This window comes from Paucidesulfovibrio longus DSM 6739 (assembly GCF_000420485.1).
Taxonomy (GTDB): domain Bacteria; phylum Desulfobacterota; class Desulfovibrionia; order Desulfovibrionales; family Desulfovibrionaceae; genus Paucidesulfovibrio; species Paucidesulfovibrio longus.
Window position 1 is genome coordinate 1 of sequence record NZ_ATVA01000003.1, and the last position, 16,460, is coordinate 16,460.

17 protein-coding genes and 1 tRNA gene are annotated in these 16,460 nt (G+C 58.1%); 14 read left to right on the top strand and 4 right to left on the bottom strand.

What is annotated here, in order from left to right; translation table 11 throughout:
- Positions 1–17: 17 nt before the first annotated feature.
- Entirely contained in the window at positions 18–206 is a 189-nt protein-coding gene (locus tag G452_RS17530) for a DUF6573 family protein (protein WP_022660390.1), read from the bottom strand.
- A gap of 135 nt (positions 207–341) precedes the next feature.
- Between G452_RS17530 and G452_RS0100960 the strand changes: the two genes are divergently transcribed.
- The 4 genes from G452_RS0100960 to G452_RS20950 all read left to right on the top strand — a co-directional run bounded on the left by G452_RS0100960 (position 342) and on the right by G452_RS20950 (position 2,406).
- On the top strand, positions 342–620 hold the full coding sequence (locus G452_RS0100960; RefSeq protein ID WP_022660391.1) for a hypothetical protein: 279 nt from the start codon (positions 342–344) through the stop codon (positions 618–620).
- 18 nt (positions 621–638) lie between these two features.
- Entirely contained in the window at positions 639–911 is a 273-nt protein-coding gene (locus G452_RS0100965; protein WP_022660392.1) for a CopG family ribbon-helix-helix protein, read from the top strand.
- Complete coding sequence (locus tag G452_RS0100970; RefSeq protein ID WP_022660393.1) at positions 902–1,171, top strand: type II toxin-antitoxin system RelE/ParE family toxin; 270 nt, start codon at positions 902–904, stop codon at positions 1,169–1,171. The genes G452_RS0100965 and G452_RS0100970 overlap by 10 nt, the downstream gene beginning before the upstream one ends.
- 587 nt (positions 1,172–1,758) lie before the next feature.
- Positions 1,759–2,406 carry a YagK/YfjJ domain-containing protein gene (locus tag G452_RS20950; protein ID WP_081650414.1) on the top strand — a complete coding sequence of 216 codons (648 nt, stop codon included), beginning with the start codon at positions 1,759–1,761 and terminating at the stop codon, positions 2,404–2,406.
- Positions 2,407–2,522: 116 nt separating this feature from the next.
- Here G452_RS20950 and G452_RS20955 read toward each other — a convergent pair whose 3' ends face one another.
- On the bottom strand, positions 2,523–2,741 hold the full coding sequence (locus tag G452_RS20955; RefSeq protein ID WP_081650415.1) for a hypothetical protein: 219 nt from the start codon (positions 2,739–2,741) through the stop codon (positions 2,523–2,525).
- Between the two features lie 147 nt (positions 2,742–2,888).
- Here G452_RS20955 and G452_RS21280 point away from each other — a divergent pair, with 147 nt between their 5' ends.
- The gene (locus G452_RS21280; RefSeq protein ID WP_155887453.1) at positions 2,889–5,399 is read left to right on the top strand and encodes a DUF927 domain-containing protein; all 2,511 of its coding nucleotides are present in this window, start codon (positions 2,889–2,891) and stop codon (positions 5,397–5,399) included.
- 555 nt (positions 5,400–5,954) lie between these two features.
- Here G452_RS21280 and G452_RS0100990 read toward each other — a convergent pair.
- A tRNA-Ala gene (locus tag G452_RS0100990) sits at positions 5,955–6,030 on the bottom strand.
- Between the two features lie 2 nt (positions 6,031–6,032).
- Between G452_RS0100990 and G452_RS0100995 the strand changes: the two genes are divergently transcribed.
- A complete protein-coding gene (locus G452_RS0100995) occupies positions 6,033–7,853 on the top strand; it encodes a cytidylate kinase family protein (RefSeq protein WP_155887455.1) in 1,821 nt (606 codons plus the stop codon).
- Between the two features lie 44 nt (positions 7,854–7,897).
- On the opposite strand, the gene G452_RS0101000 is transcribed toward G452_RS0100995, so the two are convergent.
- Entirely contained in the window at positions 7,898–9,406 is a 1,509-nt protein-coding gene (locus tag G452_RS0101000; RefSeq protein ID WP_022660398.1) for a glycosyltransferase family protein, read from the bottom strand.
- Positions 9,407–9,465: 59 nt separating this feature from the next.
- Here G452_RS0101000 and G452_RS0101005 point away from each other — a divergent pair, with 59 nt between their 5' ends.
- The 8 genes from G452_RS0101005 (at position 9,466) to G452_RS0101035 (ending at position 16,457) form a co-directional block, all read left to right on the top strand.
- Positions 9,466–10,065: an RlmE family RNA methyltransferase gene (locus tag G452_RS0101005; protein WP_022660399.1), complete on the top strand. Its 600-nt coding sequence runs from the start codon at positions 9,466–9,468 to the stop codon at positions 10,063–10,065.
- A gap of 51 nt (positions 10,066–10,116) precedes the next feature.
- A complete protein-coding gene (locus tag G452_RS0101010; RefSeq protein ID WP_022660401.1) occupies positions 10,117–10,863 on the top strand; it encodes a YebC/PmpR family DNA-binding transcriptional regulator in 747 nt (248 codons plus the stop codon).
- A gap of 3 nt (positions 10,864–10,866) precedes the next feature.
- Positions 10,867–11,361, top strand: a complete 495-nt coding sequence (gene ruvC, locus G452_RS0101015; RefSeq protein ID WP_022660402.1) for a crossover junction endodeoxyribonuclease RuvC — start codon at positions 10,867–10,869, stop codon at positions 11,359–11,361.
- Positions 11,362–11,449: 88 nt separating this feature from the next.
- Positions 11,450–12,058 (top strand): Holliday junction branch migration protein RuvA, encoded by a 609-nt coding sequence (gene ruvA, locus G452_RS0101020; protein ID WP_022660403.1) that lies wholly within the window; start codon positions 11,450–11,452, stop codon positions 12,056–12,058.
- A gap of 9 nt (positions 12,059–12,067) precedes the next feature.
- Positions 12,068–13,045, top strand: a complete 978-nt coding sequence (gene ruvB, locus G452_RS0101025) for a Holliday junction branch migration DNA helicase RuvB (RefSeq protein ID WP_022660404.1) — start codon at positions 12,068–12,070, stop codon at positions 13,043–13,045.
- A gap of 83 nt (positions 13,046–13,128) precedes the next feature.
- Positions 13,129–14,376 (top strand): GGDEF domain-containing response regulator, encoded by a 1,248-nt coding sequence (locus G452_RS0101030; protein WP_162141259.1) that lies wholly within the window; start codon positions 13,129–13,131, stop codon positions 14,374–14,376.
- A gap of 142 nt (positions 14,377–14,518) precedes the next feature.
- A complete protein-coding gene (locus tag G452_RS21285) occupies positions 14,519–14,800 on the top strand; it encodes a hypothetical protein (RefSeq protein WP_155887457.1) in 282 nt (93 codons plus the stop codon).
- Positions 14,801–15,266: 466 nt separating this feature from the next.
- A complete protein-coding gene (locus G452_RS0101035; protein WP_022660406.1) occupies positions 15,267–16,457 on the top strand; it encodes a quaternary amine ABC transporter ATP-binding protein in 1,191 nt (396 codons plus the stop codon).
- The last annotated feature ends 3 nt before the right edge of the window (positions 16,458–16,460 follow it).

Genomic DNA, 16,460 nt, shown 5'->3' on the forward strand with positions numbered 1-16,460 from the left:
CCTTCTGAATTTCATGGTTAGTCGTCCAACGGCAAGCAGAGCACCGTCATCACCGCTTCGCCGTTGTCGCCCGGGCCGATTGTCGCCACGCACCGGACCTTTTCGATAATCCGTGGACGCATCAAGAAAACGCAGTCGACCTCTATCCTCATGCCATCCCAGCGTTTTACGGCGGCTGCCTGCACCATCTTCAGCAGGTCATGCAATCAGCCTTAAATTCATATACAGATACAAAGGTTACCGACTTGTGCGGTGATGCTCCGTAGTCATTTCCCTAAAACCCTTCACATATCCCAAGGAGATGCAATGCTCCTCGACTACCTGAAGGCGGGCGCCCCGCCTTGTGCATCGTCACGTCCGACCCCGACCGGGACGAAGGCGTCATCAAATGTCCTGGCTGGAAATTCTTCAGCTGGGACTGCCGCGGCGGCATCCGCGAGACTGCGAACCTCAAACCCATCGAAAAGGTCCGTGATCCCGTGGAAGCCATTCGGTGGCTCGAAGGTTACAAGGACTCGGTCCTTGTCTACATTAGCCTTCAGCTGTCTCTGGACATCCCGGAGAGGCAAGTCAACTCCGAAAAACAGATTTACAACGCCCCTCCATGTGGCATAGTGTAGCCACACGCAGGAGGCAGCATGCAGGAAACCATCCGGGCGCGCGTCGATACCGCCCTCAAGAACAAGTTCGAGGCCATCGCCAAAAGCCAGGGCAAGAACTCCAGCCATCTATTACGCGAATTCATGGTCGATTTCATCAACAGACACGAAGAACGGGAGAAGCGCCGCACCGAGACCCTGCTGGCCATCGAGAGCATTGAGGCTGGCCGGTACATTGACGGCGAGGAGGTCTTCGCCTGGCTGGACAGCTGGGGATCAGAAACAGAGTCGGATGCGCCTGAATGCGGATAAGGTTCTCGCCGGAGTCAGTTGAGGATCTGAAACGGCTGCACGACTTTCTGGCGCTGCATGATCCAGAGATGGCCCGTTCCACGGTGCTGAACCTCAAATCGGCCATCATCCGCTTTGCTGAAATGCCCCACATCGGGCGTCCTCTTGAAGACATTGAAGGCGTGCGGGAGTTCGTGTTCGGTCGCTATGTAGTCCGTTACCTCGTCAAACCCGAGGTGGTCTATATCCTGCGGTTCTGGCACTCGAAAGAGTCACGATAACTGTCGTTTCGCACAAACACAGGGGCGGATCGCCATGGCGGGTCTAGCAAGTATGGTTCACAATCTGGACTGGACCCAACTGTTTGCCGACACGTTATGCCTCAGGCTCTGGATAAATTGAAAACGAGATTGGACTGTTTCAGAAATTCGACTCAATAATTCTTCCGAAGTAGAGCTGCAAGGCATCCATTCGCATCAACACTCCCTCCTCAGACAATTTGAACAGGGCATAACACGCTGACTCTTCTCCCTCTCGTCGCTCGTTTTACTGTTTCTGCACAGCTTCTGAGAGCTTTAGAAAGCCTCCCTGGAGCACTCTGGGGAGGCTTTTTTATATTCTGCGTCAAACGCACAGTCGACATGCTGCTCAGATCAAATCGAAATAACTTTCGATTTTCTCTCTTCTGTAAATTAAAGCCAGCTTGATGTGTTGCAGAACAGAACTTTTTCAAATCCAAGGAGTAGACTCGGTGCTATTAGGTAATATCAAATACTCAAATATAACAATCAATCCCAATTCATAGTATGGACACAGCAAGTTACTTTTAATTTTATTCAACATATTATGAATAAAAGGGAGGCTTCAAGTGAACTATAAGCAAACGACAAATGGAAATCACTACTCGGAACAACCAATCAACACGGGTGTTTTTGGTCAGTATTACTGCTACAATGATATCCTACAAAAGCTCTACGAACGGATGAATTTCATGACCAGCAAGCATGCAAGGGTTCTGTTTGTTCGGTTTGATATCCGATTTCCTCATGGGTACGAAACGTCTGGGCGGAACGTGGAAATTGGCTGGCTTTTCAAAGTATTACAAGAGAATGCCAACAACAATGGCATTCATCTGGCCTATGTCTGGGTTCGAGAATGCAAATCAAGCAGCCTCCCCCACTACCATGCCGTCCTGATGGTCGATGGCCGAAAAGTTCGGAATTACCGGAACCTTCTTATGGAGGTTGAACGCATCTGGGGACGAGTGCTTGGAACAAACGCCAAAGGCCTGATCGACTGGTGCGACAAGCCGCATGGCATCCACTCAGGAGAAAACGGCGTCATGCTTCAGCAGCCATTACGAGATGCTACCCGGATTGAACAGGATCACCAGCAACAGGAATTTGATCATAATTACAAGCGTTGTTTCGAAAGGGCCAGCTACTTGGCCAAAGTCAGCCAAAAGGAAGACACCCCGCATGGGGTTCGTCGCTTCGGATGTTCTCAACTCCGCTAGGGCAGGAGCTGTAAAGGGTAAGGGCTGAGCGAGATGCCCAGCCCTTATTCAGAAGCTACACGAGAAGTGGTTGCATCAGGTGAGGTGGCATCGTAGCCACCTTCGCGGTAAAGCCTCTAATCAATCTGTCCCATCCACCAGTCCACAAATAAATCCCGAACAACTAGTACCTTGCGGCTCCCCTGGCGCACAAAACACTCTCCGGGAATTTTCTTTTGGGATCGAAGATTCTGAATGGTTCGCCAGCGGAGGGCATCACCGGTCAATCTATCCAAGGACGTACCAGCAAATAATGGCGGAAGATGCTTAATCAATTCTTGTCTAATATTTTCCATAGGGACCTCCAACTTTGCCTTGTAGCTTCATAGGATGTCACCTGTCGGTAAAAAATGTCTACATTTCGTTCGTTCAGGGATAAAAACGTTGCCACGCCCGTTGCGTGAGTTTATTTGTGATGATCCCTTGAGATCGGAGACCAAGACATGACCTCCAATGCAAGATTTCGATATGCGCTTATGGATGACAATAGTATCATATGGTTCACACCCTTCTCCAATGACAATTACGATCGCCGCAACACACCTTGGTTAGGAGTTTCAGCTCTGAGCGTGCACTCCTATTCGCAAAAATTGAAATACTATCCGAAGCCAACACGAATATGGGGAGATCTCCAGCTAATATTTCATTGCCGACATGAAATGCAACCAGAAGAAATCGGAAGCCTGGACCGTTATCCCGACATCCCTCTCCCGTTGAAAGCAACTAATTTTTTCCGTTATTATCGAATACCATTGAACTGTCTGACTGCTTATTTCCAACCTGGAAAGGTGACAATTCTCATTCCTGAAAAGCTGTTTCGGGGAGATATCGGTGCACCCTGGCGGCTTGATTTTGACCGTGCCATTCAACGACGCCTTGGTGCTGTCGAAGATGTAGAAAACCACATGAATCCGTCTTCTATCCTCTTCAGCAAGGCAGCTTTATTGGCCCAAAAGCTTCAGCATCCTAAAGTGCCAATATCTCCTATGGCTGAACTATACTTTGATTGGATCCAAAAAGCCCAAGGGAGAAGCGACTATTTCCTGCCGGCGCCAGCTTTCATATTGAAATGTAGCGTGTTTTCATCCCTCGTCTCCCAACATTCCGTAACGGAGGAAGATCTCGCCAAAGTTTGCACGCTGTCCGGGATGGAGCCAGACCTCTTTCTGAAGCTGATTGTACAATGCGGGAGCTCCCATCTGTTGAGCAGTCTCGACAGAACACGCTTCAATACGGCCCTGCAAGCCCTCACGACACTTCACTCATGTGCCGATATCATGAAACTCCTGACGCAATTCGACAAGAAATATCCATGTAAGGAGAATTGTGGGGTAACGAGTCCACACGCTCTCGCATACACGTGCGCGTACGATCTGACGCAAGCGACTTCGCATTTGAATCTATACTTCGATCTACATCGTGATGGGGTATATTCGTTTGGCAGGACAAGAAAACGGGTACGGGTTATGGACCCGATCTGGGCAGAGGATGTCTTGGGTGCGGACTCTGATTTGGTTCAGGCAAAACGAATTCATTGTTATGACAGAGTGGGGTTCAAGAAAGCTGTCACTATCAGCGTCGAAGGCATTCGTTCGCCGCAATTGTTCAACATTCTCAGCCGCCATGACATTCATCTCCCCTCTGACAAATACGAGAAGGGACTGTTACGAAGATACTTGCTGAGCCTTCTTGGCAATCGGAACAAATCAGAAACCCCGCCCAGGTTTTCCGTGTCCAGAGGCTGGCAGGCTGACGGTAGCTTTGTCTTCCCTTGTCAGGACAACGATTCATCAAACCGATCTCTTGCTTCAAGTTTAACGCTCCCGAAAGGCGAGAATCTCCTATGCCGGATACCCCCTTTTGGCGACATGAGTTCGACAGCTGATCCCTATGTCTTATTAGCTATCACCGCAGCTCTGGCCGCCCCATTTCTAAAGCCGCACAAACTATCCGGCGTGGCGGTCCATTTCTATGGAGGAACGCAAGCTAAGCGACTGTCCGCTGTGCTTGCCGCAAGTTCTGTTTGGTCCGGAACCGCCTATTCTTTCCGACAAGCTCATGACCATCTGCGCGAACTCAAGCAACACTACAAGGACACGGCGCTGTGTATATACGAAGTGCCGCAACCGGACATAAAGTCCATGCGGAGTCTGGTTCGCCGATTTTTCAATGGCAGAAAGGGGGCGGAGGAAGGAGTTGTTGCCGTTATCGTGTCCAGCGGAGAATCACCGCTGGGACAAACAAAGAACCACCAAGAAAGCGCATCCACGTTCGTTGATCGCGACAAACTTCTTGGGATTGACATCAAAATCACTGACAGATTCATTCAGGCTTTTATCTTTGATGCTCATTTAACAAATTCGCTCGTAGAAAGTGCAAAAGGACAGCAGGGAGAGTCGACCAAGGCCATCCAAGCCTATTTAGAGGAAGGCAAAACCTATTGGCCGAGCGCGCCAAACCCTACCCCCATAAAACAGGCTCAAAAATTCCTGTCTCTTTGCTTTGCAATCGGTCGTCTTGCCCAAGCAAAACAGCCCGATTGGTGGCACGGAGGTCCTCTTTCGGAGATTTTTAATGATTTCATGATAGACATCAGCCATCATCATTTTAACATGCTGAATATGCTTCAAAAACTAAAGATGCATTTCCCCTCGAACCTGCTGTCACCTAAAATCGAATCCCGCATTGCAAGGCCATTAATCCAACTTTCCAAGAGATTCTTCCTTGTTCGTACCGACATAATGACACAAATAGCACAGGCCAAATCCACACGCTTGGAATTCACTCGTTGGCTTGAAAAAGAGAAGATCCTCCTTCCAAAGCGCTCTGGAATTTTGTGCGGCGAGTACTATTCCCCGAAACACAAGAAGACCATACGGGCTTACAAAGTAGACCGCAGCCGCCTATACAAGGTTCTTGCTCAGTTAGACAAATACCACGTCAAAAGGCGATAATCTTATCTTAAAAAAGAAGCGTAAGCGTAATATGTTATTATAGATATAGCAAGCATGTTTCAAACTTTGAACTCTGCCTGATGGACCTATTCTGCGGATACGCTCGCCAAGAGAGTTCATCCGCCTGTCATTAACGGCAGTATGTCCGGTTTTATAGGGGCAACTCCAGGCGTCGAAAACTCGGCCTGCTGGGCGTCCGACGGCTGGTGGATTCGGCCACGGCCCTGGCCCAAGGATCCCTGCCTATTCGACGCCCCCTGGACCCTGCCTTCGCCACCTGGGAACCGGCCCTCACCCGGATCACCCTGGCCACGCGCGCACGCGCTTAGAAGCCTCCGTGCCAACTAAAAACGGGGGACCCGGCGTTTCTCATGTCAGGTGACCCGTTTTCTCAACTTACGTTTCTGGATTACAGCCGCATAGCTACTGTTCGTTGCACAATTCGCCTGCTTGCTGAAGTGGGGAGTGTCATCCTGAAAAGTTGTACAGGGGTTGTACAGAATGGCAAAAAAGAAAAACCCTTTCGGCTAACTAGCTGAAAGGGCTTTGTGTTCTTGGTGGAGACGAAGAGATTTGAACTCTCGACTTCTGCCTTGCGAAGGCAGCGCTCTCCCAACTGAGCTACGTCCCCACGTGGTAAGGGCGATTGATTACCGTTTTTCGTTCCGGGGCACAAGTGTTTTTTCGCGTTATCCGCAGCGGCTTGCCGTTGCCGGATTTCCCGCCAAGAAATGCCCGCAGGAAAGCGCCCGCGACTCATGCCTTCTGCCTTGCGAAGGCAGCGCTCGTCAGTTTGATGGACAGAAGTCGCGTTTTTTCTCTCCAAACGGCATGAACCGGGCCAAAGCACCTTGCGCAGCCGCGGCTCGCCTGCGCAGGTGCCGTGGCGCAATCCCGCTTAATGTAAGTTCATTGTTCACCAATTTGACAACCAGAACCCGTAGCTCTATTGATCCGTCACGGCTTGACGCGAGCCGCCGCACGAACGGCCGGCGCGAGCGGCAGCAGGCGGATGCGCCCCAGCCGCGCAACCGACGAACCGGCAGTGCGGATTGCGACAACCAGACCGGCGCATCCCCCCTCCATTCCGCGCAAGCGCAGCATCGCGCCGCAGAACGCGCAATATGCAACATACGCCGCCCTGGCGAAGGCATCCCGCAGATGAAGATCACAAAACGAATTGTCGTCGCCGTATTGGGACTGTTTTGCATGGCGCTGGGCGTGGCCCTATCCGTCAAAGCAAATCTCGGCGTCTCGCCGATCTCCTGCATTCCCTACATCTACAGTTTGAGCTTTGATTTCACCCTGGGCCAGTTGACGATCCTCATGAACACGCTGTTCGTCATCGCCGAGTTCCTAATTCTGCGGAAGCGATTCACGCTTCTGCATCTCTCGCAGCTCGCCGCAGTTTCCGTGTTCGGGTTCTGCATCGACCTCGCCATGTATCTGCTCCAGGGGCTCAACGTCTCGTCCTATGTCTGGCAGGTGTCCTGGTGTCTGCTCAGTTGCGCGGTCATTGCCTTTGGAATTTTCCTGCTGGTCAAGGCGAATCTGACGTATCTTCCCGGCGATGGGCTGGTGGTCGTCCTCGCCGATACCTTCAAGAAGGAATTCGGCAAGCTGAAGGTCGGGCTCGACAGCTCCATGGTCATCATCGGCGTGGCCAGCTCGTTCATCCTCCTGAACCGATTGGAAGGCGTGCGCGAAGGAACCGTCTTCGCCGCCCTGCTGGTCGGCATGCTCGTCAAGTTCTACAACAGCAGATTGCCCTGGCTCGGCTCCTGGTTGAGCGCCGGGATTCCGGAAGAAGTAGGGCGCGAGCTCCAGCCGGACGCCCAGAACAAATTCCTCGTGGTCACGATCTCCCGCGAATACGGCAGCGGCGGGCATCGGATCGGCCAGGCCATGGCCAGAAAACTGGGCATCGCTTTTTATGACAAGGAAATCATCGACATCACCGCGAAGGAAAGCGGATTCACCGAGGAGTACATTCAGGAAAACGAGCAAAAGCTGGCGGGAACGCTGCTCAATGAACTGTTCATGCAGAACTATGCCTATGTGAACGACCAGCTTCCTCCGTCCGACATCCTCTTCCTGGTCCAAAGCAAGATCATCCGCGACATCAGCAGCAAAGGGCCCTGCGTCATTGTGGGCCGCTGCGCGAATTTCATTCTGAAGGACCACCCGCACTGCTTCAGCGTCTTCATCCATGCCGGCGAGGAATACCGCAAGGCGAAGATCGCCGAGGAATACGGCGTTGAATCCGCTGTTTCGTCCGAGGAAATACAGAAGCTCGACCGCGAGCGGGCCTATTATTGCCGGAAGTACACCGGCGCGGACTGGAAGGATTCCGGCAATTATCACATCACGATAGACAGTTCGCTGTATGCCGAAAGCGAGCAACTGGCCGATGCGCTGATCGGGATTCTGCGGGGCGCCGCATTGCAGCCGTGAACCTGCTGCGGCTGCGGCCTGCGCCCGATAGCCCTCACAGCCCCTTACAGCCCCACAGTTTTGAGCACCTTGCGCACGCGCTGGGTGTAGGTGTGTTCCGCGAGGATCAGGTCGCGCCAGGCACGGGCCAGTCCGGAGCGGGCCGCTGCCGAGCGGTGCCGCGCGAACAGCGCCGGGATTTCCGAAGGCTTGTGGAAGGACACCTCGCGCACCAGCTCGGTCGGAAAGATCTTCAGTCCGGGCGTGTCGTCCGTGAGCAGGAACCCGCCCACGGCCCAGACGTCGAAGTGCCGCTGGGTCAGGCCGCTGGGCAGAAGCGGGCTGGTCATGTTCAAGCAGGCCGAGGCCCTGGCGTAGATCGAGGGCAGCGCGCCGTAGTAGTCCACCGGAGGCCGCACGTCCACGCCGCTTTCCAGCAGCGCCCGCCAGTTCGCGTCTCCGTAGACCACGATGCCGCTCCCCGCCGCGATGAGGCAGAGGGAGCGCCAGCGGCGCCCGGTCTCCTCGGCCATGAACCCGGCGCGGCGCACGTCGTTGCCCGGCCAGGGCGGGTCGATGCCCAGACGCTTCAGCCACCAGCCGAAGTCGGGCCGCTCGCCCTGCGCGAGCTTGGCGCGCGCCTCGGGCCAGAGCGTCTCGTCGCGGCGGATGCCCGCGAAAAATTCCTTTTTCTGCGGGAATTCGGAGCGCCCCACGAACACAAGCCTGTCTTCCAGCCCGTGGGCCGAGGGGGCGTCCTTGTCCTTGAACAGCGCGGGGCTGGCGGCCAGCGGCAGATGGTGCACGCTCTTCGCGCCCAGCCGCCTCAGCGGCTCGATGAACCAGTCGTCCGTGACGAAGAGGTCCAGCTCCGTCCAGTAGCGCGACTTGATGCCCGTGAGCAGGTGGAAGGGGTTGTCCACGCACCAGACCGCCACCCGCGCCCCGGCTTGGCGCAGCAGGTAATACAGGCCGCCGAAGGAATCGAGTCCCTTGAAATTGACGGAAAAAAACAGGTGTGGCCGCTCCTTGGTCAGACGCCAGGGCAGGTCCATGCTGCTGGCCTCGCGGTCGAGCCGGGGCCGGACCACCTCGTAGCCTTCGGAACGGAAGGCGAGGTCCAGCTCGCGCATGAGCAGGTCCGAGCCCTCGCCCGGCAGCCAGACAACGTCCTTTTCCGGCCGGGGCATTCCCTCGAGGTGGGGCAGGCCGCAAAGCGCCCAGAGCGGCCCCCAGAACGAGGGGAACAGCCGGATGTTGCGCAGGTAGCGCCGGGTGGTGCAGGACCGGGCCAGGGCCGGGGTCAGCTCCTGCGGCCTAATGCGCGTAAACCCTTCGGGAATGGATTTTTTCCAGTCCGGCGGCATCTGCCGCTCGAATTCCGGACATTCCACATAAAGCGCCTCCTTGACGGAGGGAAAATATTCGGACAGTTTGCCGGGCTCCGGGCCGAGTCCGAGGAAGAGTTCCTTGCGGCCCTGGCCCAGGCGGTCGAAGTGGGCCGGACCGGACGGCAGGCTTTGCGTCAGCCCGATCTCCGTGACCACCTGAACGCGGCGCGGCCGGATTTGCATGCTTCCTCCATGTGACGTAGAATGTTCGCCGGGCTGTATCACCTTCTTTTCGACGGTTTATGAAAAAATATCAAGACTACTACTTCAAGCGCGCCAAGCAGGAAAACTACCCTGCCCGCAGCGTCTACAAGCTCCAGGAAATCGAAAAGAAATTCTGCGTGTTCCGGCGCGGGCAAAACGTGCTGGAACTGGGCGCGGCTCCCGGCTCCTGGAGCCTTTTCGCCGCCAAGAAGGTCGGCCCGGAGGGCCATGTGCTCGGCGTCGACCTCCAGACCACGGACACGGAATTCCCGCCCAACGTGGAATTCTTCCACGGCGACGCCTTCGAGGAGGACGGCCCCTTTGCCGCGCGCCGGGCCGAGCTCGCCCCCTACGACATGGTCATCTCGGACATGGCCCCCAAGACCACGGGGGTGAAATTCGCGGACCAGGCCCGCAGCCTGGACCTCTGCGAGATGGCCCGCGACCTGGCAGTACAGGTTCTCAAGCCGGGCGGGCACTTCGTCATCAAGATTTTCGACGGGCCGGACATGCGCGCCTATACGGATTCGCTGCGGCCCCTGTTCGACAAGGTCAAAACGTGCAAGCCGAAAAGCTCCAGGGCCGAGTCCAAGGAAATGTTCGTTGTGGGACTTGGCTTTCGGGACACGGCACGGTAAATACGCTCCACATCGCCGACAACAACACTTTCGCCATATACGGAGGTTTCCATGGCCGGACACAGTAAATGGGCCAACATCCAGCACCGCAAGGGTCGCCAGGATGCCAAAAAGGCCAAGTTCTTCACCAAAGCCGCCAAAGACATCATCCTCGCCGCCAAGGCGGGCGGCGGCAACCCTGAGGACAACTCCACGCTGCGCCTCGCCATCCAGAAGGCCAAGGCCGTGAACCTGCCCAAGGACAAGATCGAGAACGCGATCAAGAAAGGCACGGGCGAGCTGGCCGGCGGCGACATCTGGGAATTCATGTATGAAGGATACGCGCCCGGCGGCGTGGCCGTGCTCATCGAAGTGGCCACGGACAACAAGAACCGCACCGTGGCCGAGGTGCGCCACATCCTCGGCAAGCACGGCGGCAGCATGGGCGAGGCCGGATGCGTGGCCTGGATGTTCGACAAGAAGGGCGTGCTCGTCTTCAACGGCGAGAAATACACCGAGGACGACGTCATGGAGATCGGTCTGGAGGCCGGAGCCGAGGACGTGCTCGACGAGGACGGCACCCTGACCGTGCACACCGCCCCCAGCGACTTCATGGCCGTGCAGAAGGCCTTCGAGGACGCGGGCTACGAATTCGAGAGCGCCGAAGTGACCTGGGTTCCGCAAAACCTCATCGAGGTGGACGTGGATACGGCCCGCAAGGTCATCCGGCTCATGGACGCCCTGGAAGACAACGAGGACGTGCAGAACATCCACGTCACCGCCGACTTCCCGGACGAAGCCCTGGAAGGGATGGACTAGCGCGTGGTCGTGGTTCTCGGCCTCGATCCCGGCTCCCGCGTCACCGGGTACGGCATCGTGGCCGAGACTTCGGGCTGCCTCAGCCTCGTGGAGGCGGGCACCATCCGCCCCCCCGCCAAAAAAGACATGCCCTTTCGTCTGGGCGTGATCTACACGGACCTCGCGGAAATCATCCGCCGCCATGCGCCGGACGAGAGCGCCTTCGAGAACGTCTTCGTCTCCAAGAACGCGCTCAGCGCGCTCAAGCTGGGCCAGGCGCGCGGCGCGGCCCTGGCCGCGTGCAGCGTGGCCGGGCTCAGCGTGGCCGAATACGAGCCGAGCAAGGTCAAGAAGAGCATCGTGGGCGTGGGCAACGCGCCCAAGGACCAAGTCGCCTTCATGGTCGCCCAGGTGCTGGGCATGAAGAATCCCGGCTGGGCCGAGGACGCCTCCGACGCCCTGGCCGTGGCCATCTGCCACCTGAACCAGCGGCGCATGAAACGATTGGCGGGACTCTGATCGTTTGCCTTGCCTTGCGGGCGGCTGCGCGGGTAAGGTGCCCGAAATCGGCGGCCCCCCGAATCGCAACCCGGCCCAAGGAAGCAGCATGATCGCCTACCTCAAGGGAACCCTGGTCGAGAAGGACGAAGCGAGCCTGACCCTGCTCACTGCGGGCGGCGTGGGCTACCATGTGGCCGCGCCCACCTCGGTGATCGCTGCCCTGCCCGGTTCCGGCGGCGAGGCGGAACTCTTCGTGCACACCATCGTGGGCGAAAAGGCCATCGATCTCTACGGCTTTCTCGACGCCGAGGAACGCCGCCTCTTCCGCACGCTCATCTCCATCGACAAGCTCGGCCCCAAAAAGGCCCTGGCCATCCTCTCGCACTTCGACGCGGAGCGCCTGCGCGAGATCGCCTTCCGCGAGGACGACAAGGCCCTGGCCACGGTGCCGGGCATCGGTCCCAAGTCGGCCAAGCAGATTCTCTGGTTTCTCAAGGACAAGGTGGGCGGCCTGGGCGAATTCAAGGCCCGCGTGGGCGCGCCCGAAGGCGTTTCCGGTTCGGAGTTCATGGACGCCCTTGCGGGCCTGGGCAACCTGGGCTACTCCGACGAGGAGGCCCGTCCCCTGCTCAAGGAGATCTTCGAGGCCGAGCCCGACCTGGACGCGGCGGGAGCCATCCGCCAGACACTGCGGCGCATTGCCTCGGCGCGCTGACGAGAAGCCATGACCACATGCACCGTTGACGAAAACGTACGCCCCCGACGCCTCGCGGACTTCATCGGCCAGGACGAGCTGCGCGCCAACCTGGAAGTTTTTCTGCGCGCGGCGCGCGAGCGCCGAAGAGCCGCCGACCATACCCTCTTCTACGGCAACCCCGGCCTGGGCAAAACCACCCTGGCCAAGATCATCGCCTCGGAAATGGGCGTGAACCTCGTGTCCACCTCCGGCCCGGTCATGGAACGGTCCGGCGACCTCGCGGCCATTCTGACCAATCTCCAGGCCCACGACATCCTCTTCATCGACGAGATCCACCGCATGCCCGCCAACGTGGAGGAAGTGCTCTACCCCGCGCTGGAGGACTTCAAGCTCGACCTGATCATCGGCCAGGGACCGGGCGCCCGCACGGTCAAGATCGACCTGGAGCCCTTCACCCTCGTGGGCGCGACCACCCGCCTCGGCCTGCTGACCTCGCCCCTGCGCGACCGCTTCGGCTGCATCTTCCGCATCGACTTCTACTCGCCCGAGGAACTCGCCCGCATCGTCCAGCGCGCGAGCGGCATCCTCGGCGTGACGCTCACGGACGAAGGCGCCCTGGCCATCGGACGCCGCTCGCGGGGCACCCCGCGCATCGCCAACCGGCTGCTGCGGCGCGTGCGCGACTACATGGTCGTGGCCGGAAAAGAGGAAGTAGACATGGAACTGGCGGAAATGGCGCTGGAGCGGCTGGACGTGGACCCGCACGGCCTGGACCAGATGGACCGCAAGATCCTCGACGTGGTGGTCAACCAGTTCGGCGGCGGCCCCGTGGGCGTGAAGACCCTGGCCGTGGCCTGCGCCGAGGAGGTCCGGACCATAGAGGACATCTACGAACCCTACCTGATCCAGTGCGGCTTTCTCAAGCGCACCTCCCGCGGCCGGGTGGCCACTGCCAAGGCCTACCGCCATCTCAAGGCCGACCCGGCGGATTCCGTCCTGCTGTAGACCGCGCGCCCCGCGGCGACCGAACTCCTGCCCGTCTCGCCCGGTCTTGCCATTGGGCACGTTGCATGCGAAAAATAGAAATCATGAATCGAGTTCTTCTTGTAGACAATTCGAAAAGCCTGCTCATGGCGCTTTCGGAGATGATCCGCTCGCGCCTCGGCATGGAGGTGGTCTGTAGCCTGAGCCTTGCGGACGCGATGCACGCCGTGAAGGAGGAAGGCCCCTTTCTCGCGGGGATTTTCGGGACGGTGCTCGTGGACGCGGAAGCCGAGGAAATCGTGCGGACCGCCGCACAGCGCGTGCCCACCGTGATCTTCACGGCGCGGCTCGACGCCGCCACCCAGATCATGCTCTGGGAGCGCGGGATCGTGGACTACGTGGCCAAGGAGAGCATGGAGAGCTTCGAGCACGTCGTGTCGCTGCTGGACCGCCTTGAACGCAACCCCGGCGTGGGCGTGCTCGTGGCCCACAACGACGCCGCGTTTCGCCGACGGGTCGCGGGCTTGCTCGCCCGACACAACTTCGCCGTGCACGAGGCCGCCTCGCCCGACGAAATGCTCCTGGCGGTGCAAAACGTTCCCGACCTGCGGCTGATCCTGCTGGACGCCCGGCTGGACGGCGCCGCCACCACCAAACGGCTCAACCAGGTCCGCAAGATCCGCTCCAAGGAAGAACTGGCCGTGATCGTCCTGGCCAAGCCGGAGGATCGCCACAGCGTCGCCCGCCTGATCAAGTTCGGAGCCAGCGGATCCATGTCCGACGATTTTTCCCTGGAGGAATTCTACAGCCGCGTGGCCCTGAACCTGGAAAACATCGAAACCCTGAACCGCCTGCGGGAGAGCGCCATTCGGGACTTGCTCACCGGAGCCTACAACCGCCGCCACCTTCTGGAACGGGGCGGCGAGGAATTCTCGCAACACCAGCGCGGCAATCAGCGCCTTTCCCTGATCATGCTCGACGCGGACCATTTCAAGGCCGTGAACGACAATTACGGGCACGAAACCGGCGATGAAGTGCTGCGCCGCATTTCGGACACGGTGCGCAAGGCGCTGCGCCAGAGCGACCTCTTCGCCCGCATCGGCGGCGAGGAATTCGTCGTTCTCGCCCCTGGAACGGATGGTCGCGGCGCGCAGGAACTGGCCGAACGCATCCGCGAGGCCATTGAAGACCTCCGCATCCCCCTGAACAAGGGGGAACTGCGCGTGACCGCGAGCCTGGGAGTCGCCGAGGCGGCAAGCTCGGACAGGAGCGTGGAAGACCTGCTCCGGCGCGCGGACCTCGCCCTGTACGAGGCCAAGCAGCAAGGCCGCAACCGGGTCCGCTCGGCCTGATCCTGCCCGGACGCCCCTGTCCGTCCGGTTTTTCCCGGCTTCCTTTCCGGAAACCACCTCTTCCCATGTCCGCGCAGGCTTGTTCTGCTTGCCCGTCCGCCCCCTGTCTTCCCGTATTCCCTCCTGCCCCTCTTGATTTCCCATGCCGGACGCGCCGGCGCATCCTGAGCGCGCCGCCCCCCTTCTCCCAGCAGGCGCACCCGGCGCTGTCATTTCCCCGTCACCACGCTTCCCATCGGCTGAAAATCCTTTTTTTCAAGATGGTTACAGCAAGAACCGCTCGCCACGCCGAAACCGCGAAAAACGATGCTTTTTTGAGAAAATCGACAGAAAACAGAGAAAAACAAAGGATGAACCTCACAAGGGACTCCAATCGCCGGAGAACGTCTCCAAATATCTTCAATATCTTGCAATGAAAAAATAATAGCGTAGTTGACAAAATGAATTCATTTATGTAGGACAATTAAAGAATAACAGCTTCAGCAAAATGATGTTGCGGCCATTTCACGCCTTTTTTTTATTCAAATGTAATACATGACTCAACAGTATCGATTTACATCCTGTTCACAAGATAGATCGGTTATTGTTCTTGTACTACATCTTTGACTTTGTTTTACTGCTATGAAAATTTATTGCATTTTGGGATATTGTATTTTTAAAAATCTGCACTCCTTTTGCGCGGCGGCCGCTTCAGGCCCCCCCAATCCAGCGACGATCTCCGCTTTGCCCTGCGGATTGCGCGACCGCTACCCTCTCCTCCCGAACTGACCCTCTCGCACACGTTGCGAGCAGCTCGTTCTCGCGGTCCGGCCCGCGACGGCCAGGCGCAATTCCCGAAAGCGGATTTTCCTTTCACCCTTCAATGAGACCGGCTCTGCCCCGGAGGAAACATGGCAAAAATCGAGGTCGAGAACCTCTACAAAATCTTCGGCCCCCACCCGAAACGCACTCTTGAATTCGTCAAGAAGGGGGCCTCCAAAGCGGAAGTGATGGAGAAGCACAAGCACGGCATCGGCGTGAACAACGCCTCCTTCCAGGTGGAAGAGGGCGAAATCGTCGTGGTCATGGGTCTTTCCGGATCCGGAAAGTCCACCCTTGTGCGCTGCATCAACAGGCTCATCGAGCCCACGGCGGGCAGCGTGCGCATCGACGGCCAGGACGTGACCAAACTGGACCCCAAGGCCCTGCGCGAACTGCGGCTGAGCAAGCTGGGCATGGTCTTCCAGAACTTCGCGCTCTTCCCCCACCGCAGCGTGGCGGACAACGCGGCCTACGGCCTTGAAATCAAGGGCGTGGACCTCCAGACCAGGCGCAAGAAAGCCCAGGAAGCGCTGGAACTCGTCGGACTCGGCGGCTGGGAGAATTCCAGCCCCGGCCAGCTTTCCGGCGGCATGCAGCAGCGCGTCGGCCTGGCCCGCGCCCTGGCCCTCGACGCGGACATCCTGCTCATGGACGAAGCCTTCTCCGCTCTGGACCCGCTGATCCGATCGGACATGCAGGACGAGCTGATCAATCTCCAGGAGCGCATGCAGAAGACCATCCTCTTCATCAGCCACGACCTGGACGAGGCCATCAAGCTCGGCGACCGCATCGTGCTCATGAAGGACGGGGCCATCGTGCAGATCGGCACGGCCGAGGACATCCTGACCAACCCCGCCAACGACTACGTGGCCAGGTTCGTGGAAAACGTGGACATCACCAAGGTGCTCACCGCGGACAGCGTCATGAAGAAGGCCAAGGCCCTCGGCTACATCGACACGGACGGCCCGCGCGCCTCCCTGCGCAAGATGAAGAAGGAAGGCATTTCCAGCCTCTTCGTCATCAACAAGGGGCACCGACTCCAGGGCATCATCTACGCGGAAGACGCCTCCGAGGCCGCCGGACGAGGCGAACGGGACATCAAGTCCATCCTCAAGTCCGACATTGAAACCGTGCGCGCGGACACCCCCGCCATGGACCTCATCAACCTGCTGCACAACCTGCCCTACCCGCTCGCCGTGGTGGACGATGAAAACCGCATCCTGGGCGTCATCAACCGAGGCGCGCTCCTGGGCGCCATCGCTGAAAGGGGAGGCAACTAACCA